The organism is Streptomyces sp. NPDC088785 (assembly GCF_044750685.1).
Lineage (GTDB): Bacteria > Actinomycetota > Actinomycetes > Streptomycetales > Streptomycetaceae > Streptomyces.
Genome location: NZ_JBIVKH010000004.1, coordinates 663,327 through 686,448, shown reverse-complemented (window position 1 = coordinate 686,448; position 23,122 = coordinate 663,327). Strand labels below are relative to the sequence as shown.

At 72.3% G+C, this 23,122-nt stretch carries 28 protein-coding genes and 1 pseudogene; 7 read left to right on the top strand and 22 right to left on the bottom strand.

The annotated features are described in order from the left end of the window. From ACIP5K_RS17135 to ACIP5K_RS17125, 3 genes and pseudogenes are all read right to left on the bottom strand, one after another. A pseudogene (locus ACIP5K_RS17135) lies at positions 1–386 on the bottom strand (hypothetical protein); the annotation flags it as partial. Continuing rightward, a complete protein-coding gene (locus tag ACIP5K_RS17130) occupies positions 383–847 on the bottom strand; it encodes an STAS domain-containing protein (protein WP_401410187.1) in 465 nt (154 codons plus the stop codon). The gene ACIP5K_RS17130 and the pseudogene ACIP5K_RS17135, both read right to left, overlap by 4 nt. A gap of 189 nt (positions 848–1,036) precedes the next feature. Further along, the gene (locus ACIP5K_RS17125; protein ID WP_401410185.1) at positions 1,037–1,372 is read right to left on the bottom strand and encodes a hypothetical protein; all 336 of its coding nucleotides are present in this window, start codon (positions 1,370–1,372) and stop codon (positions 1,037–1,039) included. A gap of 211 nt (positions 1,373–1,583) precedes the next feature. Here ACIP5K_RS17125 and ACIP5K_RS17120 point away from each other — a divergent pair, with 211 nt between their 5' ends. The 4 genes from ACIP5K_RS17120 to ACIP5K_RS17105 all read left to right on the top strand — a co-directional run bounded on the left by ACIP5K_RS17120 (position 1,584) and on the right by ACIP5K_RS17105 (position 5,993). After that, entirely contained in the window at positions 1,584–2,765 is a 1,182-nt protein-coding gene (locus tag ACIP5K_RS17120; RefSeq protein WP_401410183.1) for an LPXTG cell wall anchor domain-containing protein, read from the top strand. A gap of 192 nt (positions 2,766–2,957) precedes the next feature. Beyond that, positions 2,958–4,424: an FG-GAP repeat protein gene (locus ACIP5K_RS17115; RefSeq protein ID WP_401410181.1), complete on the top strand. Its 1,467-nt coding sequence runs from the start codon at positions 2,958–2,960 to the stop codon at positions 4,422–4,424. A 201-nt stretch (positions 4,425–4,625) separates the two neighbouring features. Next, positions 4,626–5,450 (top strand): SDR family oxidoreductase, encoded by an 825-nt coding sequence (locus tag ACIP5K_RS17110; protein WP_401410179.1) that lies wholly within the window; start codon positions 4,626–4,628, stop codon positions 5,448–5,450. Positions 5,451–5,639: 189 nt separating this feature from the next. Continuing rightward, positions 5,640–5,993 carry an STAS domain-containing protein gene (locus ACIP5K_RS17105; protein ID WP_401410177.1) on the top strand — a complete coding sequence of 118 codons (354 nt, stop codon included), beginning with the start codon at positions 5,640–5,642 and terminating at the stop codon, positions 5,991–5,993. A gap of 74 nt (positions 5,994–6,067) precedes the next feature. Here the strand turns inward: ACIP5K_RS17105 and ACIP5K_RS17100 are convergent, their stop codons facing one another. From ACIP5K_RS17100 to gvpO, 12 genes are all read right to left on the bottom strand, one after another. After that, positions 6,068–6,286, bottom strand: a complete 219-nt coding sequence (locus tag ACIP5K_RS17100; protein ID WP_401410175.1) for a hypothetical protein — start codon at positions 6,284–6,286, stop codon at positions 6,068–6,070. A 141-nt stretch (positions 6,287–6,427) separates the two neighbouring features. Beyond that, positions 6,428–6,556 (bottom strand): LPFR motif small protein, encoded by a 129-nt coding sequence (locus ACIP5K_RS17095; protein WP_401410173.1) that lies wholly within the window; start codon positions 6,554–6,556, stop codon positions 6,428–6,430. 134 nt (positions 6,557–6,690) lie between these two features. Beyond that, positions 6,691–6,972, bottom strand: coding sequence for a gas vesicle protein K (locus tag ACIP5K_RS17090; protein ID WP_401410171.1), 282 nt, complete (start codon positions 6,970–6,972; stop codon positions 6,691–6,693). Then, positions 6,969–7,205 (bottom strand): gas vesicle protein, encoded by a 237-nt coding sequence (locus ACIP5K_RS17085; RefSeq protein ID WP_401410169.1) that lies wholly within the window; start codon positions 7,203–7,205, stop codon positions 6,969–6,971. The genes ACIP5K_RS17090 and ACIP5K_RS17085 overlap by 4 nt, the downstream gene beginning before the upstream one ends. After that, positions 7,202–8,188: a GvpL/GvpF family gas vesicle protein gene (locus tag ACIP5K_RS17080; protein WP_401410167.1), complete on the bottom strand. Its 987-nt coding sequence runs from the start codon at positions 8,186–8,188 to the stop codon at positions 7,202–7,204. The genes ACIP5K_RS17085 and ACIP5K_RS17080 overlap by 4 nt, the downstream gene beginning before the upstream one ends. After that, positions 8,185–8,508, bottom strand: a complete 324-nt coding sequence (locus tag ACIP5K_RS17075; protein ID WP_401410238.1) for a gas vesicle protein — start codon at positions 8,506–8,508, stop codon at positions 8,185–8,187. Before ACIP5K_RS17075 ends, ACIP5K_RS17080 begins: the two co-directional genes overlap by 4 nt. Positions 8,509–8,559: 51 nt before the next feature. Continuing rightward, positions 8,560–9,606: an SRPBCC family protein gene (locus ACIP5K_RS17070; protein WP_401410165.1), complete on the bottom strand. Its 1,047-nt coding sequence runs from the start codon at positions 9,604–9,606 to the stop codon at positions 8,560–8,562. A 7-nt stretch (positions 9,607–9,613) separates the two neighbouring features. Continuing rightward, on the bottom strand, positions 9,614–10,945 hold the full coding sequence (locus ACIP5K_RS17065; RefSeq protein WP_401410163.1) for a histone protein: 1,332 nt from the start codon (positions 10,943–10,945) through the stop codon (positions 9,614–9,616). Positions 10,946–10,983: 38 nt separating this feature from the next. Then, on the bottom strand, positions 10,984–11,235 hold the full coding sequence (locus ACIP5K_RS17060) for a gas vesicle protein GvpG (protein WP_401410161.1): 252 nt from the start codon (positions 11,233–11,235) through the stop codon (positions 10,984–10,986). 1 nt (position 11,236) lies between these two features. Then, positions 11,237–11,992: a GvpL/GvpF family gas vesicle protein gene (locus tag ACIP5K_RS17055; RefSeq protein WP_401410159.1), complete on the bottom strand. Its 756-nt coding sequence runs from the start codon at positions 11,990–11,992 to the stop codon at positions 11,237–11,239. A gap of 2 nt (positions 11,993–11,994) precedes the next feature. Beyond that, entirely contained in the window at positions 11,995–12,486 is a 492-nt protein-coding gene (gene gvpJ, locus ACIP5K_RS17050; protein WP_401410157.1) for a gas vesicle protein GvpJ, read from the bottom strand. Between the two features lie 40 nt (positions 12,487–12,526). Continuing rightward, positions 12,527–12,853: a gas vesicle protein GvpO gene (gvpO, locus tag ACIP5K_RS17045; RefSeq protein ID WP_401410155.1), complete on the bottom strand. Its 327-nt coding sequence runs from the start codon at positions 12,851–12,853 to the stop codon at positions 12,527–12,529. A 237-nt stretch (positions 12,854–13,090) separates the two neighbouring features. Here gvpO and ACIP5K_RS17040 point away from each other — a divergent pair, with 237 nt between their 5' ends. Beyond that, complete coding sequence (locus ACIP5K_RS17040) at positions 13,091–13,603, top strand: Asp23/Gls24 family envelope stress response protein (RefSeq protein ID WP_401410153.1); 513 nt, start codon at positions 13,091–13,093, stop codon at positions 13,601–13,603. Between the two features lie 9 nt (positions 13,604–13,612). Here the strand turns inward: ACIP5K_RS17040 and ACIP5K_RS17035 are convergent, their stop codons facing one another. Next, positions 13,613–15,427: an alkyl/aryl-sulfatase gene (locus ACIP5K_RS17035; protein ID WP_401410151.1), complete on the bottom strand. Its 1,815-nt coding sequence runs from the start codon at positions 15,425–15,427 to the stop codon at positions 13,613–13,615. A 115-nt stretch (positions 15,428–15,542) separates the two neighbouring features. Next, entirely contained in the window at positions 15,543–17,393 is a 1,851-nt protein-coding gene (locus ACIP5K_RS17030) for a SulP family inorganic anion transporter (RefSeq protein ID WP_401410149.1), read from the bottom strand. 382 nt (positions 17,394–17,775) lie between these two features. Between ACIP5K_RS17030 and ACIP5K_RS17025 the strand changes: the two genes are divergently transcribed. Further along, positions 17,776–18,180, top strand: coding sequence for an FKBP-type peptidyl-prolyl cis-trans isomerase (locus ACIP5K_RS17025; RefSeq protein ID WP_401410147.1), 405 nt, complete (start codon positions 17,776–17,778; stop codon positions 18,178–18,180). 66 nt (positions 18,181–18,246) lie between these two features. On the opposite strand, the gene ACIP5K_RS17020 is transcribed toward ACIP5K_RS17025, so the two are convergent. From ACIP5K_RS17020 to ACIP5K_RS17010, 3 genes are all read right to left on the bottom strand, one after another. After that, positions 18,247–19,023, bottom strand: coding sequence for an ABC transporter permease (locus ACIP5K_RS17020; RefSeq protein ID WP_401410145.1), 777 nt, complete (start codon positions 19,021–19,023; stop codon positions 18,247–18,249). Then, positions 19,020–20,024, bottom strand: a complete 1,005-nt coding sequence (locus ACIP5K_RS17015; RefSeq protein ID WP_401410143.1) for an ATP-binding cassette domain-containing protein — start codon at positions 20,022–20,024, stop codon at positions 19,020–19,022. Before ACIP5K_RS17015 ends, ACIP5K_RS17020 begins: the two co-directional genes overlap by 4 nt. 252 nt (positions 20,025–20,276) lie before the next feature. Beyond that, positions 20,277–20,669 carry a VOC family protein gene (locus tag ACIP5K_RS17010; protein WP_401410141.1) on the bottom strand — a complete coding sequence of 131 codons (393 nt, stop codon included), beginning with the start codon at positions 20,667–20,669 and terminating at the stop codon, positions 20,277–20,279. A 119-nt stretch (positions 20,670–20,788) separates the two neighbouring features. On the opposite strand from ACIP5K_RS17010, the gene ACIP5K_RS17005 reads away from it, so the two are divergent. Beyond that, positions 20,789–21,688, top strand: a complete 900-nt coding sequence (locus ACIP5K_RS17005) for a LysR family transcriptional regulator (RefSeq protein WP_401410139.1) — start codon at positions 20,789–20,791, stop codon at positions 21,686–21,688. Between the two features lie 49 nt (positions 21,689–21,737). Here ACIP5K_RS17005 and ACIP5K_RS17000 read toward each other — a convergent pair whose 3' ends face one another. Both ACIP5K_RS17000 and ACIP5K_RS16995 read right to left on the bottom strand, forming a co-directional pair. After that, positions 21,738–22,025, bottom strand: a complete 288-nt coding sequence (locus tag ACIP5K_RS17000) for a hypothetical protein (protein ID WP_401410137.1) — start codon at positions 22,023–22,025, stop codon at positions 21,738–21,740. A 16-nt stretch (positions 22,026–22,041) separates the two neighbouring features. Next, positions 22,042–23,094, bottom strand: coding sequence for a hypothetical protein (locus ACIP5K_RS16995; protein ID WP_401410136.1), 1,053 nt, complete (start codon positions 23,092–23,094; stop codon positions 22,042–22,044). Positions 23,095–23,122: the final 28 nt, after the last annotated feature.

The window sequence follows — 23,122 nt, the reverse complement described above, 5'->3', positions numbered from 1 at the left end:
ACCCGCGGCTCGTACGTGAAGTCGAAGAACGCCTCACGGGCCTGCGCACCCACACCCAGCACCACACGGGCCTCCCGCGCGGTGTACGGCGTACCCGTGCGGTAGACCCGGTCGAGGAGCGCGACAAAACCCTGCTCCACCAGTTCCGGCATCAACTGCCCGATCGGCAACCCCGTACGAGTGCGCTCCGGCCCGCCGATCGCCGTGAAGAACGCCGCGTTCGCCGTCTCCAGCATGTGCGCCGGACCGGCCAGGGACGCGAAGACCGCCGACGACTGTCCGAACAGGGAGCGCAGGTCATCGTCGGCGCTCGATGCGGCGACGCCGCGCACACCGGTCCGCGCCTCAGCAGGCCACGGCGCGGGCTGTCCCGGTACGCGCGTCATATGTTCTGCCTCTCCTTCGGCTGTGCGGCATCGTCCGCCACGATGTCACGGGGGGCGGCGTCCGCGGCCAGGGCTCGGCCCGCGTCGGCGTACACGGAGAAGATCTGGTCCAGGCCCGTCAGCGAGAACAGGCGGGCCACCGAGTCCGGCACGGCCGCCAGGCGCAGGACCCGGTCCTGCGCGGCCAACTGCTGGGACAGTCCGAGCAGCGCGCAGATACCGGAGGAGTCGCAGAACGTCAGGAGGGTGCAGTCGACCACCACCGGGCCCGCCCCACGGCCCGCGGCGAGTTCCGCCTCGCCCGCCTCGTGCAGCTGCACCACGCTCTCGAAGTCGAGTTCGCCACGCAGCGCGAACACCGCGCCCCGGTCCTCCGGACCGACCTGGCCGACCTGGCCGACCTGCGTGACCTGCGTGACCTGCGTGACCTGCGTGACCTGCGTGACCTGCACCGAGAACACCCTTGGCTTCCTCCGCGTGAAACCCTCACCAACGATCATGAGCGAGTCCTGACGATCATCCGATCATCACGACGATCGTGATGATCCCGATGATAGAGACTCGATCCGCCGTCCTGTACCCGCAGGAGGTCCGACCCGCTTCCAGGGCATCAGAGTTGGCGGGACGTCACCGGGGGCGCGGCCCCGAGCTCACCGCCCGGGCAGGGAGCCGATCCGGCGGAATCGATGGTTCCGCACCCTCCCGTCGGCGGGACCGTGCGCCTCCGGCTCGTCGAGGACGGCCAGGTCGACCCCTTTGGCCTGCGCGTATTCGCGGATCTCCACCAGCGCCAGGTCGATGTCCGCGTCCGTGGCCGGCATCCCGTCAGAGGTGGTGAGGAAGCGCGCCGCTCCGGCGTCGCGGTGGGAGACGAGGAGCGCGTGGAGGCGGGCCACCGCGGTGTGCGCGGTGCTCCCTACGACGGTCTGCTCCCAGCCGTGATGGACGGCCACGTACCCGCTGTGGTCCTCGAACACATTGATCATCTGCCGGAGCCTACGAGTCGACGCAGGCGTGTCCTCGGATCGCCGCGCAGGGAACAGAACCGCCACCGCACCGGCCCTATCCGGGGTTCGGTGCGATCACGCGTCGCGTTCATATCGTCGGCAAGGCGCATTGTGGGTCCGGAGAGTGACGGTGACCGGAATCCGGGCGAGTCAGCGTCCGGCCCGTCCGCGGTTGTTCTAGAGAGGAACGATGCGTGCCCTTCCCTCCCTTCCTGCCGTCTGGCGGCAGTCCGCCTCCACCTCCCTGACCGTGGCCGGTACCGCCGCCGTCGTCGGTGCCCTGGTCGTCGCGGGGGTGTCCACCAGCAGTACCGCGCGCGCCGCGGCGGGCGGCACCACCAGCGCGGCGCTCATCGATCTGACCCTGTCGGACGTTCCCGCGCTGGATACCAGCGCCTTCTCCGGTACCTACGGGACAGCGGGATCGCCTCCCGTCAACGGCGCACCGGACACCGGGGACTTCTCCGATCCCGACGGTGTCCTCGCCCACTACACGGACGGCACCCACGCGGTCACCACCTCGCGGGCCGACGGCAAGAACTACGCCAAGGTCGACGCGGCGGGCCTGGTGGTCCAGGTGCACGGCCAGGACTTCATCCGCACCCCTTCGGGCAGCGCCGGAACCCTGAACACCTACGCGGAGTGCACCCCGCCGCCGACCGGCCCCTACGCCCTGGGGTACGCCCGCACCGCCGGGCAGCAGATCATGATCCTCGACCGGCCCGTCGGCCTGGGCACCACCACGTTGAGCGTCAGCGGCGAGGATCTCGGCGCGCCCGACACGCTGGGCACCAGCTCGCTGACCGTCACGTTCACCCAGCACGTGATCCCCGCCGGCGGGGCCCAGACACCGGGCGCGTACACCGCCGAGGCCTGGTTCGACGTGAGCGTCACCGGCGTCCTGCACGACCTCTCTGGCAACACCGTCCACGACGGCCCCATCGCCGGCGCACGGTTGGGCGAAGTCCACGCGGACTGCACGCCGGCGTCCACACCCACGCCGACGCCCACGCAGCCGCAGACGGCCACACCGACGCCCACGCCGACCCCGACACCCACGCCCACACCGACGCCCACACCGACGCCCACACCGACCCCGACGCCTACCCCCACGCCGACTCCGACACCGACCCCCACGCCAACTCCCACGCCGACCCCCACACAGAGCGTGACCCCGAGTCCGTCACCGACCCGGAGCGGTGAGAGTCCGCCGCCGGTTCCCAGCCCGTCCTCCAGCCGCGGAACGCTCGCCGACACCGGCGAGGACGATTTCGACGCCACACTGTGGGGCGGCATCGCCGCCGCGGCCCTCGCGAGCGGTGGCGGACTCCTGCTCTGGGGCGGTCGCCGACGCACCGGCCGCCACATGTAGCCGCAGCGGCGGTCCTGCCGCCGGGACCGCGGTCACGATGCGGTCCGCGGCGAGACACGCGGGGCCCGGCACACCGCCGGGCCCCGCCCGTGGACGTGCCGATGGCACTGAAGCCGCCGCACGTACAACCTCGGCCCCCGCTCGGCTGTCACAGGAGTACCCCTGTGCCCTGCAACCGAGTTGGAGCCCCCCGTGCGCATACGGACCTACGCCGCAGCAGTGACGGTCGCCGCCGCGGCCACCGCCGGCCTGCCCCTCGCAGCGCCCGCGACCGCCGCCACCCCGGCGGCGCCGACCGCGCTCACCAGCGACATCAACGGCGACGGTTACGCCGACCTCGCCGTCGGCGTGCCGGGCGGCGCCGTCGACGGCAGGGCCGGGGCCGGGTACGTCGACGTGGTCTGGGGCGGCCCGGACGGGCTCGACGCGAGCGGCGACACCCGGGTCACCCAGGCGACCCCCGGTGTCCCCGGCACCCCGGAGAAGGGCGACCGGTTCGGCGCCGCGGTGAGCGTGACCGACATGAACGGCGACGGCAGGGCGGACCTGGTCGTCGGAGCCCCGGGCGAGGATGTCGGCGGCGCGGGCACCGACGCGGGCACGGTCGCCGTCCTGTACGGCGCCCGGAGCGGCCTGGGCACCGGCACCACCGTCCTCAACGGCCCCTCGGCCGCGGCCGCGTACGGAAAGTCCCTGGCGGCGGCCGACCTCACCGGCGACGGCAGGACGGACGTCGCGATCGGCGCGACGGACAAGGTCGTGCTGAAGCAGGGCGGCGGTCCCGCCAGCACCGTGTTCACCGGCGCCATGGGCGGACGCGCGCCGGTCCTCGCGGTCGCGGACCTCGACGGCAGTGACGACGGCGTCGCCGACCTGGCCACCGGGTACTGGTCCACGACCCCCTTCACCCAGTCGCACGTACGCCTGTGGAGCTGGTCCCCCGCGGAGAAGTCGCTCGCCAACTTCTGGAACACCGACAACGCCGGCGTCTCCGCGCTGGCCACCGGCGACTTCGACGGGGACGGCCACGACGACCTGGCCCTCGGCGAATGCCGCGAGATCGCCGACGAGAACATCGACGACCCCTGCGGCCCGGAGGAACTCGCCCTGGGCGGCGGCATCCACGTCCATTACGGCGCCGGCATCCCCTGGAACTTCGGCTACCGCCAGCAGACCCTCAACCAGGACACGCCCGGGGTCCGGGGCGTCGCCGAGGCCGGCGACCACTTCGGAGCGGCCCTCACCGCGGCGGACGTCGACGGCGACGGCCGCGACGACCTGATCGCGGGCGCGCCCGGCGAGGCCATCGGGGACCGCGCCGGGGCGGGCGCCGCGACGCTGCTCCTGGGCGGCCCGACCGGGCTCGTCGACGCGAACGGCGCGGGGCACTCGGTGGCGTTCCACCAGAACACCCCGGGCGTTCCCGGCGCCGCGGAGGCGGGTGACGCGTTCGGCGCCGCGCTCGCGACCGGGGACCACGACCACGACGGCGCCCTCGACATCGCCGTCGGATCGCCCGGTGAGAACAGCGGCTCGGGCGGCGTCTGGGTGCTGCCCGCGGCCTCCGCCGCCGGCTCCTACGACGTCACCCCCGGCAAGCTCGGCCTGCCCTCGCCGTCGAGCGCGCTGAAGTACGGCGGGATACTCGGCAGCCGCTGACGGCCGAGCCGCCCCGGCCGGTTCCCGCGCGCTCCGCCGACGGGCCGAAGGTCCGACGGACCTTCGGCCCGTCGGCCTGACGCGGTCATCGCGGACAAGGCGTACCAACTTGCCTTCGCGTGCACTCCAAGGTGTTGTCTGTGGAAGAGACGGGTGAAGTGCCGTCCGCCCGGATGACGAGTTTTCCCGAGGGAGCACACCATGACGCAGAAGATCTGGTTCATCACCGGTGCCTCGCGCGGCTTCGGCCGGGAGTGGGCCGTCGCCGCCCTCGAACGCGGCGATTCGGTGGCCGCGACCGCGCGCGACCTCTCCACGCTGGACGATCTCCGCGCGAAGTACGGGGACCGGCTGCTGCCGCTGCGGCTCGACGTGACGGACCGCGAAGCCGGCTTCGCCGCCGTGCGGCAGGCGCACGAGACGTTCGGCCGCCTCGACGTGGTGGTGAACAACGCCGGCTACGGCCACTTCGGCATGATCGAGGAGCTGACCGAGGCCGAGGCGCGCGCCCAGCTGGAGACCAACCTCTTCGGCGCCCTGTGGATCACGCAGGCGGCCCTGCCGTTCCTGCGCGAGCAGGGCAGCGGCCACATCCTCCAGGTCTCCTCCATCGGAGGCATCAGCGCCTTCCCGCTGGTCGGGATCTACCACGCGTCGAAGTGGGCGCTCGAAGGCATGAGTCAGGCGCTGGCCCAGGAAGTGGCACCGTTCGGCATCAACGTCACGCTGATCGAGCCCGGCGGGTTCGCCACCGACTGGGCGGGTTCCTCATCGAGCACGTCCCAGCCGCTGCCCGCCTACGCCGACTTCCACAAGGAAGTGCAGGAGCAGCGCCGCAAGCGTGTCGGCACGCCGGGTGATCCGGCCGCGTCCGCCGCGGCCGTGCTGGAGATCGTCGACGCCGACGAGCCGCCGCTGCGCTGCTTCCTCGGCTCCGCGCCGCTGGGCATCGCCAAGGCCGACTACGAGCAGCGTCTCGCGGTGTGGGAGAAGTGGCAGCCGGTGGCGGAGCGGGCGCAGGGCTGAGCCCGGGCCGGACGGGCGGGCCGCTCCGGCGCCCGGAGCGGACGCGGGCACCTTCGAAAAGAAGGGACTTTATGTACGATTATGCGAGTGCGTGAGGGGCATCCGACTGCCTGAGCGGGGGCCGCCGGGGTACTGGTGGTACGCCGCACGGAACGACCACGGCACGACCCGGATGTCCGGAGGACAGACGTGAACGGACTCATCTTGCATGTCGACGCCCCCGAGGGACGACGCGTCCTCGTGCACGCCAAGGGCGAGCTGGACCTGCACGCGTCCGTCGACCTGTACACGCAGGTCCAGGATCTGCTCGCCACCTCGCCGACGGTCATCATGGACATGTCGGCAGTCACGTTCTGTGACTCGTCGGGCTTCAACGCGCTGCTGAGGCTGCACCGCAGGGCCCAGGAGTCCGGCGGCCGCCTGGTGCTCGCCGCACCGCATCCGACGGTGAGCCGGCTGCTCGCCCTGACCGGGTCCGACCAGGTCTTCGAGATCTTCCGTACGCGGGCCGAGGCGTGCGAGGCGCACCCCACCGGCATCTGACCGTCATTTGACGGCCCCGCCAGGGCGGCGCCGCTCCGCACGGTGCGACGGCACGTGCGGAGCGGCCCTCACCGTCAGGTGAGCGGCACGACCCCGGCGCACAGCGTGCACCGCCGTCCCCGCTGAAGCGACGCGCTCCAGTCGACCTCGGATCTCACCACGTACGCGGAGGAGACTTCGTGCGGAGGTTCGCGCACCTCCGCATCGAAGGCGTGCACGATCGCGTCCGGGGCGATCGCGCTGACCAGAGCGTCGTCACCCGTCGCTTCGATGGCTATCGTCCAATGCGTCATGCACACCGTGTGCTCCCTCCGCCGCGAATGACACCCCCTCCTCAACCGGCTCTCCTCGCGCGGCCCCCGCACGCGAACAGCCGAAAGGGCGGAGGCGACCAGAAGTCGCCTCCGCCCTTTCGCCGACGGGTGTGCGGTGTGTCAGTGGTTTCCGTGAGCGCTGGCGGAGGCTCCGGAAAAGAGTCGCGCGACCGCGCGGAACGGAAGAGTGACGACCGTCCCGACGGCGCCACCGATCGATCGCAGAACGTCCGCAATGGCCTTCAGCATCTCAGGCCCTCCTGTGGTGAGTCATGGCTTCTTGCACCGCGAGTCGTAACTCCCGCACAAGCTGGTTCCTCCCGGCTGCCCGTCGCCCCCGGATCGGAAACCGCTGATCCGGACCCGTTCGACGATCGACGCCGTCAGTCGTAGGGCAGCAGGGAACCGAGCGGGCCGAGATCGAGGTTGAGGTCCTCACGGCGCAGCCCGTGGCGTTCGCACAACTCCGTCATGCAGTCGTCGAGTTGCATCAGGGCGGTGCCGAGTCGGTCCTCCTGCTCCGGCGTGAGGTCGCCCGCGTCGAATCGGCGGACCGCCTGGCGTTCCATCAGTTGGCGGAGCAGTTCCACCACGGTCAGGACGAGGGACGCGAGGTCGCGGCCGACCGTTTCGGCGTCGAGGTCGATGCGGGCGTTCGCGGTCACAGGGGTCCTCCGTCGGCCCAGGGGGCGGGGACGCGTTCGCTCACGGATGCCAGCAGCGCGTGCAACGAGATGCGGACGAGCGGGACTTCGGCGATGGCGATGACCAGGTCGCCGCTGACCACGACACCCGTGGCCAGCACCCGGTCCAGGAGATCCACCAGAGGTACGCCGATGGGCGCACCGCTGTCGGGGCCCTGCCACGCGACCGGTTCCGTGCCGGCCGGGCGGCTCATACGGGACTTCCTTCCACGTGCCGCGAGGCCGGTTCCCGATCGGACCGCGCGCGCTGCTCGGCCCGGCTGGGCTGCTCAGTCGGGCCGGACGGGCCTGGCGGGTCGGACGGGCCGGGCGGGACGGACGGGTCGGACGGGTCGGACGGGTCGGACGGGTCCTGCGTGGAGGGCACCACGGCCTCCACGAAGGAGTACGGCACCCAGGGCCCGGCGATCTCCACGGCGCAGTCCCCCAGCTCGGGCGCCGCACGCAGCCGGTCGAGCAGCGCGACGAACTCCCGCCCGCGCTCCTCGTCGACCAGGTAGGCGGCGTTCATGATCTGCGTGCGGTCGCGGCCGGTGATCTCGGCGCTGTGCAGACGGCGGCGCACAGCGGCCGTCGCCACCGATCGGGCGGCCCTGTCGAGGAGTTCGGCCGCCTCGACGGCCTGTTCCCTGCGCCGCTCCCGGTCCTGACCGCGCTCGCGCAGCCGGGCCAGGTAGGCGCGCCCCCCGGGCCTGGACGCCGGAGCGGCCCCGTCCACCGGCTGCGGGGACGAGGCGGCCGGCGTCGCCGGCGGGCCCGCGACGAGACTGACCTTCACGGCCCACTCCCTGCGGCCGGAGATCCGCCGGAGACCGCGGTCGAACGCCCCCTCACCGGCGCGGAGAGCCGCCTGCGCACGCTCCTGCGAGTGGTAGAGCGTCGCCAGCGGAAGGGGGATCGCCCCGGCGCGCACGGCGAACGCGGTCACGACGTCGTGATGCGCCCGGACACAGCGCTCCAGCGTCGCGGGATCCGCCAGCTTCCGCTGAAGGGCCTCGCGCGAGTACCGATCCGCCGGGACGTCCTGGACCACGGCCCACAGCGCGCCGAACGGAAGGAGCCGCACCCGGCCCCCGCCGTCGTGCCCCGCCAGGTCCCGGGGCAGCTCCGGGCCGCGTCCACGCCGTACGGCGAAGACGCAGACCGCGGGCGTCGAATCGAGTGCACGCTCCGTCACCGGGTCTCCCTCATCCGCTCCAGCCGGTCCTGCGTCTCGTCGCCGTCCCCCGGCTTCAGCTCCGCCAGCTCGGCGCGCAGCCTGCGGTTCTCCTCGCGCAGGCCGTCACGAGCGGCGCGGGAGGACAGCGCCGGGTCCGTCTCCCACCAGTCGATCCCGGCCTTGCGGGCGGTGTCCACGGAGGCGATGAACAGGCGTACCCGGATGGTGAGCAGTTCGATGTCCAGCAGGTCGATCTTGATGTCACCGGCGATCACGACGCCCTTGTCCAGCACGCGTTCCAGGATGTCGGCCAGGCTTCCGTCGGACCGGCGCTCCATGTCCGCCGCAGGGGCCGAGGTGCGCCACGTGTCGAGTTCGGACACAGGTGATCATCGCCTCCGTGCAGGCCGCTCGGCCGCGTCGTCGTCCTCGGCGTCGTCGTCCTCGGCGTCGTCGTCCTCGGCGTCGTCGTCGTACGGCTCCTCGTAGCCGTCCTCCTCGGCGTAGTCCTCGTCGTCGGCGTCGTCGGCGGCGTCGGCGTCGGCGTCGTCGTCCCGCGCATCGGCATCGGAGTCGTACGACTCGTCGTCCTCGTCGTCCTCCAGCCCTTCCTCGTGGCTGCGGACGACCTCGCCGTCGCGGATCTCGCCGCGCCACCCCTCCACGTCCTCGTCGGCGTTGAGCGTGACGTAACGGGCGAAGTGCTTGAGGTCGAGGCGGAGCCGGCGGCCCTGCGCGCGCCAGAGGTTGCCGGTCTTCTCGAAGAAGCCGGCCGGGTAGTACTCGACGACCAGCACGATGCGGGTCAGCGTCGGAGCCAGCTCGTGGAAGCTGACCGCGCCGCGGGTGGAGCCCTTGCTGCCCTCGGAGGTCCAGACGATCCGGTCGTCCGGCAACTGCTCCTGGACGGTGGCCTTCCAGCTCCGGCTGGAGGGGCCGACCTTCACCTTCCAGTCCGAACTCACCTCGTCGGACGCCGAGACGCTCCGGACGCCCTTCGTGAAGCTGCTGAACTCCTCGTACTGGGTCCACTGGTCGTAGACCGTGCGCAGCGGGACGCCCACGTCGACGACCTCGACGATGTTGGTGACCTTGGTGTCTCCGGCCCCGCCCCCGCGACCGCCCGACGAGAACAGTTCCTTCGCCTTCCCCACCACACCGTCCTTGAGGTCCTTGGCCTTCTCCCCGACCATGGCCTTCACGGGCGAGTCGCCCTTCAGCACCCTGGCGCCGACGCGCGGCAGCGTGCCGCCGTTCTCCGCGGCGTCCTGCAACTTTCCGGTCAGGCCGGTCAGGGTGTCGCCCAGCTTGTCCGTCAGCTGCTGGGCCTGGGCGTCGAGGAAGTCGGTGAACTCGTCACGCAGCCGGTCCATCGGGGACCCGCCGTCGTCGTGCGAGCTGCTGCTCCGGCTGCCACTTCTCTTCTGTTCGGCCATGGCCGGGTCAGCTCCTTCGCCTCGAACGGGTCGACGTGGTACCGGTCGTCCGCTTCGCGGCTCCCGACTTCTTCGCCGCGGTCTTCTTCGTTGTCGTCTTCTTCGCCGTTGTCTTCTTCGCCGTGGTCTTTTTCGCTGCCGTCTTCTTGGCCGCGGACTTCTTAGTCGCGGTGTTCTTCGCTGCCGTCTTGCGCGAAGGCGCGGTCTTCTTCGCCGCCGTCTTCTTCGCCACGGTCTGCTTGGCCGCCGTCTTCTTGGCCGTGGTCCCGGAGGCGGACTTCTTCGCGGGGGTCGACTTCTTCGCGGGGGCCGTCTTCTTCGCCGCGGTCTGCTTGGCGGGAGCCTTCTTCGCGGTGGTCTTCTTCGCCGCCGTCTTCTTGGCCGCCGTCTTCTTCGCGGGCGCGCTCCGCTGCGCCGTACGGCGGCCCTCGCTCCGTTTCCCCGTACTGGTGCCCGCCCGCTGGTCGGCGGTGGACTCGGTGCGGTCGGATCCGCCAGGCTCCGGGCTGCTCGACCTGCCGCCCGCAGGCCTCTTCCGCGACGCCGACCGTCCCGACGACGCCCGCTTCTGCGCCGGCTTCGCGACGGCACTGGAGCTTTCACGGGCCGCACCCCGGCGGGGCGCGGGCTGGCGGCCGGAATCACGGTGCGTCCGCCGGTGGGCCCTTTCGCCGCGCGCCGGGCCGTTGTCCCGGCTCTGCGCGGTCGAACGCCGCCGTCGGGAGCCGGATCCGTCGTGGTCGTCCTGGTCGTCGTAGCCGTCGGTGTCATCGGTGTCGTCGGCGTCGTCGGCGTCGTCGGTGTCGTCCTCCGGGCCCGGCGCGGCCTCGTCCTCCTCGTCCTCCTCGTCGTCCTCGTCCTCCTCGTCGTCGTACGGCTCGCCCTCGCCGTCGTCCTCGTCCTCGTAGCGGTCGTCGTCGTAACGGTCGTCCGCGTCGTCCCAGCCGTCGGCGCTCTCCTCGCCGTCGCGGTCCGGGGCCGTGTCGTCGTCGTCCCGGTCGTCCTCGGCGTCCCGGTCGTCACGCGCGGAACGCAGCGACTGGGTCCGGTCGGCGAGCAGGTCGGCGAAGGACCCCAGCCGGCGATCGGCCGCCGCGGACACCGCGGCACGGCCGGCGTCCAGCAACTCGCCCCTGACCTGGTCGGTCAGCTCGGCGAACTGCGGTGTCTCCCGCAGCCGCTGGGCACCCTGACGCAACAACTCCTGGGGCGAGAGGCCGAACTTGCGGCCCGCGAGATAGGAGCCCACGGCGAAGGCCAGTTTGGCCTTCTTGGTGCGGCCCAGAAGGTAGCCGCCCGCCACTGCTGCGCCGAGGGCGATTCTGCTGCATTCGTTCATCGCACAATTCCCGTGGGTAGAGGGCCAGCCGACGCGTGTCAGGAGGCCGGTTGATGGAGCGAGGGCGGGCGTCGTTCGAGGAGGTCGAGCAGGTGCTCCTCCTCGCGTTCGAAGCGGGCGAGGTCGATGTCGCCGTGGTCGAGGGCGTCGTTGAGGGCGGAGAGCCGGGCCCGCAGGACGTCGGGGTCGTACAGCTCACGCTCCGCCGCGTCGATGAGCCGGTCGGCGACCCAGCCGACGCCCCTGACCGGGGCCAGGGGCAGCAGGAGCAGGCCGCTGATCAGGCCCACGTCACTGGCCCGCGGGCACGGCGTCGCCGCCGACGAAGCTGTAGCAGGGCAGCGGGCCGGTGACGGTGAGGGCGATCCGGCCCCGATGCCGCTCGGCGAGTGCCTGGACGGCCCGGCGGAACGGGGCCTCGTCGCTCTGCGCCACCAGGAAGGAACTGTTCAGGGCTCCTCCCGCGACCGCGCCGCCGACGCGCACGTCCACCGCGAGGGCGTCGAGATGGGCGACGACGTCCCGGGCCGCGGCTTCCGCACGGCGCTGGAGTGCGGCGGCGATCGCCTGGCCCAGCCGGACGTCGGCCTCGTACCCCGGGCGCTGGCGGGTGCTCGCGCGCAGGGCGCGCAGACCGGCGTCCTCACGCAGCAGTTCGGGCAGGGCCTCGGGGACGGACTCGCCCTTGACGTTCCACTCGGCCCTCCCGGCCACGCGCGCCAGGGCGGACAGGTTCTGCGCGCGCCGGGCGGACATGTCGGCCCGTACGGCCTCCTCGTCGGCGGCGATCATCCCGAAGCGCATGGGCAGGACGGGACCGTGCGCGAGGAGCGCGTTCAGCACGTCCTGGTGCGCGCGCAGATCACGGCGGCGGGCCCGCGGCCGCTCGGCCGCGGGGCTCACGACGGCGGCCAGGTCGTCCTGGACGAGGACCGTGACGGATGCGCCCTGGTCCCCCACCGCCGGGCAACGGCGCGCGTGTCCGGCGGTCGCCGGGTCCGTGAGGGCGTACACGTACAGGCTGGAGCGGGCGGGAGGTGCGGGCACGGTCAGTCGTCCTCTTCGTCGCGGCGCGGGGAGCGGGGCCGTCTGGCGGCGCGGCCGGTGGGGCGGGAGCGGGAGGTGCCACCGCGGCGCGGCCGGGAGGTCTCCTGCTCCTCGTCGTCCGTGTCCTCGTCGGAGCCGGAGTCGAGACCGAGGGTGTCCTTCACCTTGTCCCCGACGGAGCGGGCGGCCTTCTTGGCGCCGGCCTTGCCCATGGCCGCCGCGGCGCCGCCCCCGCCGAAGAGTTCCGGGACGGTCTTGCTGCGGCTGTCGTGCTCCAGGTCCAGGCGGTTGCACGCCTCGGCGAACCGCAGGTAGGTGTCCACGGAGGCGATCACGATCCGTGCGTCGATCTTGAGGATCTCGATGCCGACGAGCGAGACCCGCACGAAGACGTCGATGACCATCCCGCGGTCGAGTATGAGTTCCAGGACGTCGTACAGCGTGCCCGCGCGCGGTGCGCAGGCGACGACGTCCTCGCTGTAGGTGGTGGTCATGGCGGGGCCCTGTTCTCTCGGGTGGCGCGCGGGTCGCGCGTCAGCTGTCCGCCCATCCGCGTCGGTAGCGGCGGACTCTGCGGTACTGCTTCAGGCGTCCGTGTGCGTCGAGTTCCACCTCGTAGGTGGCCAGGAGGCTGGTGGTGTCGGGGATGCGTGCCACTTCCAGGACGTCGACGCTGACCCGCCAGCCGTCGCTGTCGGTCGGGCAGACGGCCGACACCCCCTCGGTGGGGAAGCCGATGAGGTCGGTCAGCGTGCGGCACGCTTCCTGGACCAGCTCCCGCAGGTCGGGGGCGGCTCGGTCGGTGTCCCGAGGCCGGGACCGGGAGGCGGTGGCCTGGGGGCTTCGCGAGCGTTCGGTCATGGGGACCACTCTTCAACGCGCGGGCCGCAAGGGCGCGGCCTGATAGCCCGAACAGGTGGCGCCCGGCCCCGGGCCCGGCGCGGCGCGGCCCCGGTCGCGCGCGGACCTGCTCCACCGCTCGGGCCGCCGGGCGCCCCCGGTCACCCGAATGGCGCAGCGCGGGCGGCGGGCGCAGAGTGGAGGAGGCGCCCTGACGGGCGGACACGCCGCCCGCTCCGGTCACTCTGGGAGGCGGCCATGTCCGACACCGACCTCGGCTACGGCAGTGCGACGGCGAACGGTCCGAACGCGGGATCGCGGCCCCCTACCGCCGCCGACAAGGGCGCGGGCCCGTCGGCTTCGCGGGGTACGACCTCGCGGGGCACGACCACGATCGCGGACAACGTCATCGCGACGATCGCCGGCATCGCGATCCGCGGCACCGACGGCGTCCACTCCGTCGGCAGGGGCCCGTCGAAGGCTCTGGGCGCGGTCACCGGCCGGATGTCCGGGGGATCCGACGCGGGCCGCTCGGTGAAGGTCGACGTGGACGACGGGCGGGTGCGGGTCGATGTCGACATCGAGGTGGAGTACGGCATGCCGATCCACGAGCTGGCCGACCACATCCGCACCCACGTCACCGACGCCGTGGAGACCATGACCGGTCTGGACGTGGGCGAGATCGACATCAACGTGTTCGCCGTGCACGTGTTCGACGAGGACGACGACAGTGCCGGCGGCGGTGACCGGGGCGGTGACGGCGGCAGCTGAGCGCGGGTCCTACGGGGTGACGATCGGGAAGGCCCTGTCGGGCTCGGTGACGTAGGAGAAGAGCCGGCCGAGGAGCGACGTGTCGCCGTGCGCGTCGACGCCGTCCAGGCCCTGCCCGGCGAGGACGCCGAGGAGTCGGGGCCTGGTCAGGGTCAGGGTCAGGCCCGCCTCCGACCTCGGGGCGGTCACCGTGCGGTGGGTGAGGGCGCCGTTGTGGAGGGTGAGGCGGTGGCGGCGGTCCTCGTCGGTGAGGACGAGGTCGATGGTGAGGTCGTCGTCCCAGGCGCGCGGGCCGTCGATGCGGATGGCGAGGGAGTCCAGCACCATGTCGGTCGTCAGGGCCATCGCCATCTCGGGGTTGGTGGTGTCGATGGCGATGGGGTTGACGCCGTGGCGCAGCTCCATCGCCGAGGTGAGGTAGAAGTTGCGCCAGGTGCCGTTCTCCGCGCCGTGGCCGAGCCGGTCGTAGACGTCGGCCAGGGCCGTCTTCGCGTCGGCGTTGTCGGGTGTCGCGAAGACGAGGTGGTTGAGGAGGGTGGCGGCGAAGCGCAGGTCGCCCGCGTCCACGTATCCGCGGGCCGTGCTCAGGGCCTGTTCGGGGCCGCCGAGGGCGTCGACGTAGCGCTGGGCGAGTGCGACGGGCGGGTGCTCCCACAGGTGGGCGACGTTGCCGTCGAACCAGCCCAGGTAGCGCTGGTAGATCGCCTTGATGTTGTGGTTGACGGAGCCGTAGTAGCCGCGTGCGTGCCAGGAGTTCTCCAGGGCCGGCGGCAGCTCCAGCTGTTCGGCGATCTCCGGACCGGTCAGGCCGTCGTTGAGCAGGCGCAGGGTCTGGTCGTGGAGGTAGGCGTACAGGTCGCGCTGGGCGGCCAGGAACGCGACGACGTTCTCGCGGCCCCAGGTGGGCCAGTGGTGCGAGGCGAACGCGACGTCGTAGCCGTCGCCGAAGTACTCGATGGCCTCGTCCAGGTAGCGGGCCCAGACGCGGGAGTCGCGGACCACGGCGCCGCGCAGGGTCAGGATGTTGTGCAGGTTGTGCGTGGCGTTCTCGGCCAGGCACAGGGCGCGCCTGTCGGGGAAGAGGAAGTTCATCTCCGCCGGGGCCTCGGTGCCGGGGGTGAGCTGGAAGACGATGCGGACGCCGTCGACCGTCTCCTCCTGGCCGGTGCGGGTGATGTCGTGGGTCGGCGGGACGAGGCTGATCGTGCCGTTCGAGGTGGTCATGCCCAGGCCGGCGCTGATCTGTCCGTCGGCCGCCTTGGGCAGCCGGTCGCCGTACATGAAGATGGCGCGGCGGGTCATGGCGTTGCCCGCGTACACGTTCTCGCTGACCGCGTGCTCCAGGAAGCCCTCCGGGGCGAGGATCGGTACGCCGTCCTCGGTGCCGCGGGGCAGGACGCCGCGCGAGCCGCCGAAGTGGTCGCCGTGGGAGTGCGTGTAGACGAGGCCGGTGACGGGGCGCTCGCCGCGGTGCCGCCGGTAGAGGGCGAGGCCCGCGGCGGCGGTCTCGACGCTGAGCAGCGGGTCGATGACGACGACGCCGCGCTCGCCCTCGACGAGTGTCATGTTGGACAGGTCGAGGCCGCGGATCTGGTAGATGCCCTCGCACACCTCGTACAGGCCCTGGCGGGAGCAGAGCTGGGCCTGGCGCCACAGGCTCGGGCTGGCCGTGTCGGGGCAGTCGCCCTTGAGGAAGTCGTAGGCGTCGTTGTCGTAGACGACGCGGCCGTCGTCCGTCTTCACGACCGCCGGGTCCAGGGCGTCGATGAAGCCACGGTCGGCGTTCTCGAAGTCGGTGGTGTCCTCGAAGGGCAGGGCGCTCATGGTGCGGCTCCGTTCGGCGGTGCGGATCTTGCCCCCTCATGCTGGGGGCTCTGCTTCTGGCGGGCAGGTCGGGCGGGCGGGGCTGGCGAACCGGGGCCTGGCCGCGCCCCGGGGTTCAGGGTTCGTCCACCGGCGCGTCCGTCCTGTTCCCGGGGCTGTTCGCCGGGCCGTCTCCCGGGACGGTCCTCGGGCCGTCTCCCGGGCCGTTCCTCGGGCCGTCTCCCGGGCCGTTCTCGCGGTTGTTCTCGCCCTTGTTCCCGGCGTTGCCGTCGCGCCACGCCCGCGCGGTGGCGAGCGCCGTGTCCAGCGGGGCGAAGATCTCGGCCCGGGCGGGGACGACGCCTCCTTCGCCGAGCCGGCCCGCGAGCCCCGACGCCCGCAGGAGCCGGACCAGCGACGGCTGCGCCCCGGCGATGATCAGCCGTCCGCCCCGGGCCGCGAGCGAGGCCGCGTACCGGTCGAGGAGGGTGAGGACGGCGGAGGACGGCACGTCGGGCAGCGCGCGGACCACCAGGATGACGACGCTGCCCCGCGCGGCGTCCGGCGTCGGCAGCTGCGCCTCGATCCTGGGGAGTTCGGCGAAGAACGAGGAGCCCGCGTAGTCCAGGACGGTGATCCCGCCGGGCGTGAGGCGCGTCGGCGGGGGCGCCGTGCTCCACCGGCCGTCGCCCGCCCGGACGAGGGCGACGAGGCGTGCCTGCCGTGCGGCCCGGACGCAGTACAGCAGGAGCGACAGCACGGCGCCGATCACGATGGCCTGCTGGAGCGGGAGCTGGGTGGTGGCCAGGAAGGTGAGGATCATCGCGGCGGCCGACATCCAGGACGTCCGCAGGACCAGCGCGACGTCGTGCCGTCGGCCCCGGATCAGCTCGCCGCCGACCACCAGGATCAGGCCGCCGATCACCGGCATCGGGATGCGCTCGGCGAGCGGACCGCACACCAGCACCACCAGGGCGAGGAAGACGCCGGAGATGATCCCGGCCCACCGGGTGCGGGCGCCCGCGCTGACCGCGACGCCGGTCCGGGACATCGAGCCGCCGCTGGGCAGTGCCTGGAAGAGCCCGCCGAGCGCGTTGGCGTATCCCTGGGCGCGGAAGTCACCGTCGACGTCGGAGCGGCTGCCGTCCGGGTTCGGCATGGACGGCGCGATCCCGGCGGCCTGCGCCAGGGCGACGAGCGCGACGGAGAAGGCCCCGCCGACGAGGGAGGGCACGGCGGCGGGGTCCGGTGCGGAGAAGCCGGGCAGGCGCGCGGGGATGCGGGCGATGTCGCGGACCAGCTCCACGTCGGTGGAGAGGACGGCGACCCCGGCGCTGACCACGACCATGGCGATCAGCAGCGCCACGGGTTTTAGTTTCTCTACGGCGCGGGAGGCCGCCCAGACGGCGACGGTGATGACGGCGACCAGCGTCGCGGCGCCCTTCCACTCACCGATGTGCGCGAGCCAGTCGCCCAGTTGGTACAGCTTGTTGTGGCCCTGTGGTGCGTAGCCGGTGGCGTCCTTGAGGACGCCGGTGATGATCTGGAGGGCGATGCCGGTGGAGAAGCCGGTCATCACGGCGTTGGAGACGAAGCTGAGCACCACGCCCAGGCGCAGCAGGCCCATCAGCAGCATGACGACGCCGACCATCAGGGTCAGCGTCGCGATGTTCCCGGCGTCCTCGGGGTCCAGTCCGGCGTCGGACAGCACGCTCTGCGAGGTCAGCGCGATGGCGCTGGTGAGCGTGGTGACCATCAGCACGGTCCGGGTGGTGAACGAGCCGACGATCGCGGGCACGACGCCCGCGTACAGCCCGGCCACCGGGTTGAATCCGGCAATGGCGGCGTACGCCATGCCTTCGGGGATCGAGAAGAGCCCGGTGACGGCACCGGAACTCACGTCGGCGGGCCGCGGGCGGCCGAGCCTCTTCAGGGCCGCCCGCGCCGCCGCCGCCGGACTCCGGGAGATGCCGCGGTCCGCCGTCACGGCGCGGCACGTCCGGAGCCGCCCGTACCCGTCCGTCGCCCGGTCCGCGCGGCGGCGTCGGCGGCGCCCGGGCCGTCACCCCGGCCGCGCGGGGCGTCGGCGTGGCGGCCGGGTCGCTCGGGAGCGGACGTGCGGCTCATGCTCGGGCCCACCCCTCTCTTCCTGGTGGGCACCAGCCTGGGTCCGGCGCCGGGCAGCGGCGAGCGGTGCGCGTCCGACCAGGTGCCTCCCCCGGCCCGGAGGGGCCGCGACCGCCCGGACCGGAGGGCGGCCCCTGCGCCGCTGCCGCGGACCGGCCTGACAGCATGCCCCGTAGCGTGTTCAGGGTGTCCGGCCGGCCGGTGCGGAGGGCATGTGCGACAGAGAGAGTGGTGAGGGTGCGATGGGTGAATCGACGAGGCCCGAGGTCGTCGTCCCGGAGGGGGACGCGCCGACCGAGCTGACCGTCCGGGACATGATCGTCGGGGACGGGGCCGAGGCGAAGCCGGGCATGGTGGTCAGGGTCCACTACGTCGGGGTGACCTTCGCGTCCGGCAAGGAGTTCGACGCCTCCTGGGACCGGGGGCTGCCGTTCAAGTTCGCCCTGGGCGGCGGCAGGGTCATCAAGGGCTGGGACCGGGGGGTGAAGGGGATGCGGGTCGGCGGCCGGCGCGAGATCGTCGTTCCCCCACGTCTCGGTTACGGGAATCAGTCGCCGTCACCGCTGATCCCCCCGGGCTCGACCCTCGTCTTCGTGGTGGACCTGATCGACCTCTACTCGGGCGCGGGCGGCTGGAGCAAGGCCTGACGCCCCTGCGCACGAGCGCGGTCGCCTACCGCAAGGCCTGACGCCCCTGCGCACGAGTGCGGTCGCCTACTTCGGGTCGGCGTCGAACTGGGCCGTGGACCAGCGGTGGCCGAGGAGGGTGAGGGCCAGGCACCAGGCCAGCGCGATCCACCAGTTGTTGCCGATCCCGGTCCCCAGCAGGAGACCGCGCAGGGTCTCGATGGCGGGCGTGAACGGCTGATACTGGGCGATCGGCTGGAACCAGCCGGGCATCGAGTGCAGGGGGACGAAGGCGCTGGAGATCAGGGGCAGCAGGATGAGCGGCATGGCGTTGTTGCTGGCGGCTTCGGCGTTGGGGCTGCCCAGCCCCATGCCGACGGCGATCCAGGTGAACGCGAGGGTGAAGAAGGCGAGCAGTCCGAAGGCGGCGAGCCACTCCACGAAGGTGGCGTCCACCGAGCGGAAGCCCATGGCGACACCGACGGCGCCGACGAGGACCAGGCTCGCCAGGGTCTGCACGACGCTTCCGACGACATGGCCGAAGAGGATGGAACCGCGGTGGATGGCCATGGTGCGGAAGCGGGCGATGATGCCCTCGTTCATGTCGGTGGAGACCGAGACGGCGGTGCCGATGGTGGTGGAGCCGATGGTCATGAGCAGGATGCCCGGGACGATGAAGGCGATGTAGGCGTCGCGGCCCGCCCCGCCGCTCATGGTGTCGCCGAAGATGTAGACGAACAGCAGGAGCAGCATGATCGGGGTGAGCAGCAGGTTCAGGGTGAGCGACGGGTAGCGGCGGGCGTGCAGGAGGTTGCGGCGCAGCATCGTGGAGGAGTCGCGCACGGCGAGGGAGAGAGAGCTCATCGGACGGTTTCCTTGGTCGGGCGGGCCGGGGTGGCGGCCGGGGCGTCGGGGGTGCCGCCGGTGAGGGCGAAGAACACGTCGTCGAGGTCGGGTGTGTGGACGGTCAGTTCGTCCGCCTCGAGACCGGCCGCGTCCAGCCAGTCGAGGATGGAGCGCAGTTCGCGCTGACTGCCGTCGCTCGGGATGCGCAGCGCCAGCGCGTCGTCGTCGCGGGTGGCCCCCTCCAGGACGGACACGGCGTGCTGGTAGACGGCCGGGTCGGTGAAGCGGAGCCGGATGTGGCCGCCGGGGATCATCCGTTTCAGTTCCTCCGCGGTGCCCTCGGCGGCGATCTTCCCGTCGCTCAGCACGGCGATGCGGTCGGCGAGTTGGTCGGCCTCCTCCAGGTACTGGGTGGTGAGGAAGACGGTGACGCCGCCGGTGACGAGGTCCCGGATGATCTGCCACATGGTGTGGCGGGAGCGCGGGTCGAGTCCGGTGGTCGGCTCGTCGAGGAAGATGATCCGCGGACCGCCGACCAGCGTCATGGCGATGTCCAGGCGGCGCTTCATGCCGCCGGAGTAGGTGGAGGCCGGCTTCCGCGCCGCCTCCACCAGGTCGAAGCGTTCCAGCAGTTCACCGGCGACCCGCCGCCCCTCCTTCTTGGAGAGGTGGTGCAGGTCGGCCATGAGGAGCATGTTCTCCTCCCCGGTGATCAGACCGTCGACCGCGGAGAACTGGCCGGTCACCCCGATCATCGAGCGGGCCGCGTGCGCGTCGGTGGCCGGGTCGTGGCCGCCGATGCGCACCGATCCCGCGTCCGCGCCGATGAGGGTGGAGAGGATCTTGACGGCGGTGGTCTTGCCCGCGCCGTTCGGGCCGAGCAGGGCGAAGACCGTTCCCGGGGGGACGGTCAGGTCGATCCCGTCGAGGACGACTTTGTCGCCGTAGGACTTGCGCAGGTTCACGGCGGACAGTGCGGAGGGCGGCTGGAGACCACCCTCCACGGCGGTTGCGGACATGACAGATGACGACATGGCGTCCTTTCGTTGCAGGCCGGGCGGGAAGGGCCGGGCGGGCGGTGCCGGTCGGGGCACCGGGCGAGTTGGGAGGAGGACCTTGACGAGGAGGTCCTTGACGAGGAGGTCCTTGACGAGGAGGTCCTTGACGAGGAGGACCTTGACGAGGAGGACCTTGACGAGGAGGACCTTGACGAGGAGGTCCTTGACGGGGAGGGCCTTGACGAGGAGGTCCTTGACGGGGTGACGGGGCCGTCAGGCACCCGCGGGGGGAACCCACTCCACGAGCCGGATCACCACGCCGTTGGGATCGGTGAGTTGCACCGCCCACTCCCCCCACGCCTCCTGGCGCAGGGGCAGGGTGATGTGCGCCCGCTCGCGTCGCAGCCGCTCGTGTTCGGCCGCGAGACCGGTGACGGTGAGGCAGATCGCGACGTCCGACGACGCCCGCGTGCCCGCGCGCACCGGCTGCCCGTCGCCCGTGGGGGCTTGGAGCACGACCACGTCGGCGGCCGCGTCGTCCCGTGCGAGATGGACGGCCTCCGCCGTGAGCAGGACCTCGCGGAAGCCCAGGTGGGTGGTGAAGAACCGGCTCGACGCCGCCGGATCGGCGACGGTCAGGAGCAGCGCCGATGCCACGATGTTCATAGCTGGTCTCCTCTGCGACGACTTTCCTCACGCAAGGATCCGCGCACCGCGCAGGCCGATCAACGGCCTATCCTGCACGGACGGTTAACCTGAGAGTTCACGGTCGACGGGGGGGGACAGTGGAGCTGCGGGAAATAGAGATCTTCCTGGTCCTGGCGGAGGAACTGCACTTCGGCCGCACCGCGGAGCGGCTGCACGTCACCCCGGCCCGCGTCAGCCAGGCCATCAAGAAGCAGGAACGCGTCATCGGCGCCGAACTCTTCAAGCGCACCAGCCGCAGCGTGCAACTGACGCCGATCGGGAGCCAGTTGCGGGACGGCCTGTCGGTCGGATACCGGCAGATCCAGGAGACGCTGGCGGCAGCCGTCGAAGCGGGCCGCACCTTCACCGGGGAACTCCGAGTGGGGTACTCGGCCGCCTGGTGCGGCAATCTGGTCGTGGCGGCCGCGGACATCTTCCGCACCCGTCACCCGCACTGTGTGATCCAGTTCCGCAACTCCCAGATGGAGGAGCCGCTCACGCCGATGCGGGACGGTCTCTGCGACCTCCAGCTCATCGAGCTGCCCATCGACGAGCCCGACATCGTCAACGGCCCGGTGCTCTTCACGGAGCCCCGCGCCCTCGTGGTCCCCGCCGGCCACCCCTTCGCCGAGCGCGCGACCGTGTCCCTGGAGGACCTCGCGCAGGCGCCGCTGATCTCGGTCACCGATCAACCGGAGTACTTCCTCGACCTGCACTACCCCCGGCGCACCCCCAGCGGCCGGGCCATCCCCCGCGGGCCGTCGGCCTCGGCCTGGCAGGACGTGCTCGCCCTGGTCGGCGCGGGCAAGGGCGTGTCACCGACGTGCCTGCGCGCGGCGCACTACTACTCCCGCCCGGACATCGTCTACGTCCCGTTCAGCGACGCGCCGCCCGTCCACTACGGCCTGGTCTGGCCGGCCACCGGCAACACGGCGAAGGTGCGCGCCTTCGTCCAGACCGTGCACGAGGCCGCCGCCCTGGAGGCGTCCTCCGCCTGACCCGGACGCGGGGCGGAAGCGCGGCGCGGCGGCGCCCGGGCGCGGCCCCTCAGGCGCGAAGGGCGCTGCGCTCGCCCCCGTCGGCGAACAGCACGGCACCGTTGACGGAGGAGCCGGCCGGGCCGGCCGGGAAGGAGTCGATCTCGGCGATCTCGGTGGGGTTCCCGGCGCGGCCGTGGGCGTTGCCGGAGTCCAGGGCGGCGATGTGCTCGCCGAGCATCGCGCGGGTGCCCTCGGTGTGGACCGGGAGGTAGGTGGTCGGTCCCCGCCCGACGGTCGGTCCCCGCCCGGTGGCCGGTCCCTGCCCGATGGTCGGTCCCCGGCCGGTGGCCGGCACCTGCCCGATGGCCGGCTCACGCCAAGGTGACGTCCACGCCGCCGTCGGCCAGCGTCTGGAGGACGGCGGCGAACAAGTCGTGGGGCCGACCCTCCCCGGTCAGGGTGTCGGACAGGTGCGCGCGTGCGACCGCGGCGTCCCGCCAGAGCAGCGGGGCGGGGCCGGTGTAGCCGAACGCGCCGCCCAAGCAGTCGTCGAGAGCAGCCAGACACCCGCCGAAGTAGCCGCCCGGCCCGTTGACCGCCTCGCCGAGAGCCAGGTAGAGCGCCGGCTCATCGGTGATGAACCGGCCGTCGAGTTCGTACGCGTGCCCCGGCGAACGGTCGCGGTGCGATCGGCGGCAGGCCCGATCCCGGACGAGTTCGTGCCACACCCCGCGGCGACGGGTGTCGAGTGCGGCCCAGGCGTTGACGTCTCCCGGCGGCCCGGAGAACCAGCGCTCCCAGACGGGCCGGGCATGGGTGGGGACCGTGTCGAGACGGCCCGCGTCGAGTTCCAGGTCGATCAGGCCCGCCCCGCAGGACGACGGGCGCCAAACGCTGACGGTGGCCGACAGCGGCCGGTCGGACAGCAGCTCGCCCTCGTCGTCCCGTATCTCGAGCGCGGCGTCGCCCAGGTCCAGCGCGCGCCGGGTGCCCTCCTCCAGTGCCGCCCTCAACCGGTCGCCCGGCGCGAGCCCCCGCAGCACGAGCGGCGGCGGCGCCGCATCGGGGGGCAGGATGCGGGTGAATTCCTGGCAGGACCCCAGCGCGCGGTACCCGTCGTGCACGCGAACGCGGCCCCTGTACCCCTCCGGCGGGCCCTCATGGTCGTCCAGGGCCGTGAGCACCAGACTGCCCGCGGGGCCCCGCCCCACAATCTCCGCGTCCTCCAGCAGCCAGACACCGAGCGTCTCGTCATCCGGCACCAGGCACACCCGGCTGCCCAGCCACGCGAGCCTGTCGGCCCGCTCCGGAATCCAGTCGAACAGCTCGTACGTCCCCCGCCCGGAATCTCCGAACAGCCCCTCCACATCGGCGCAGCGGCCCCAGACGTGCCCGTGCTCCGCCTCGGCCAGCGTGTACCGCACGCCCTCACGCACCCCCTCCGGCCCCCGT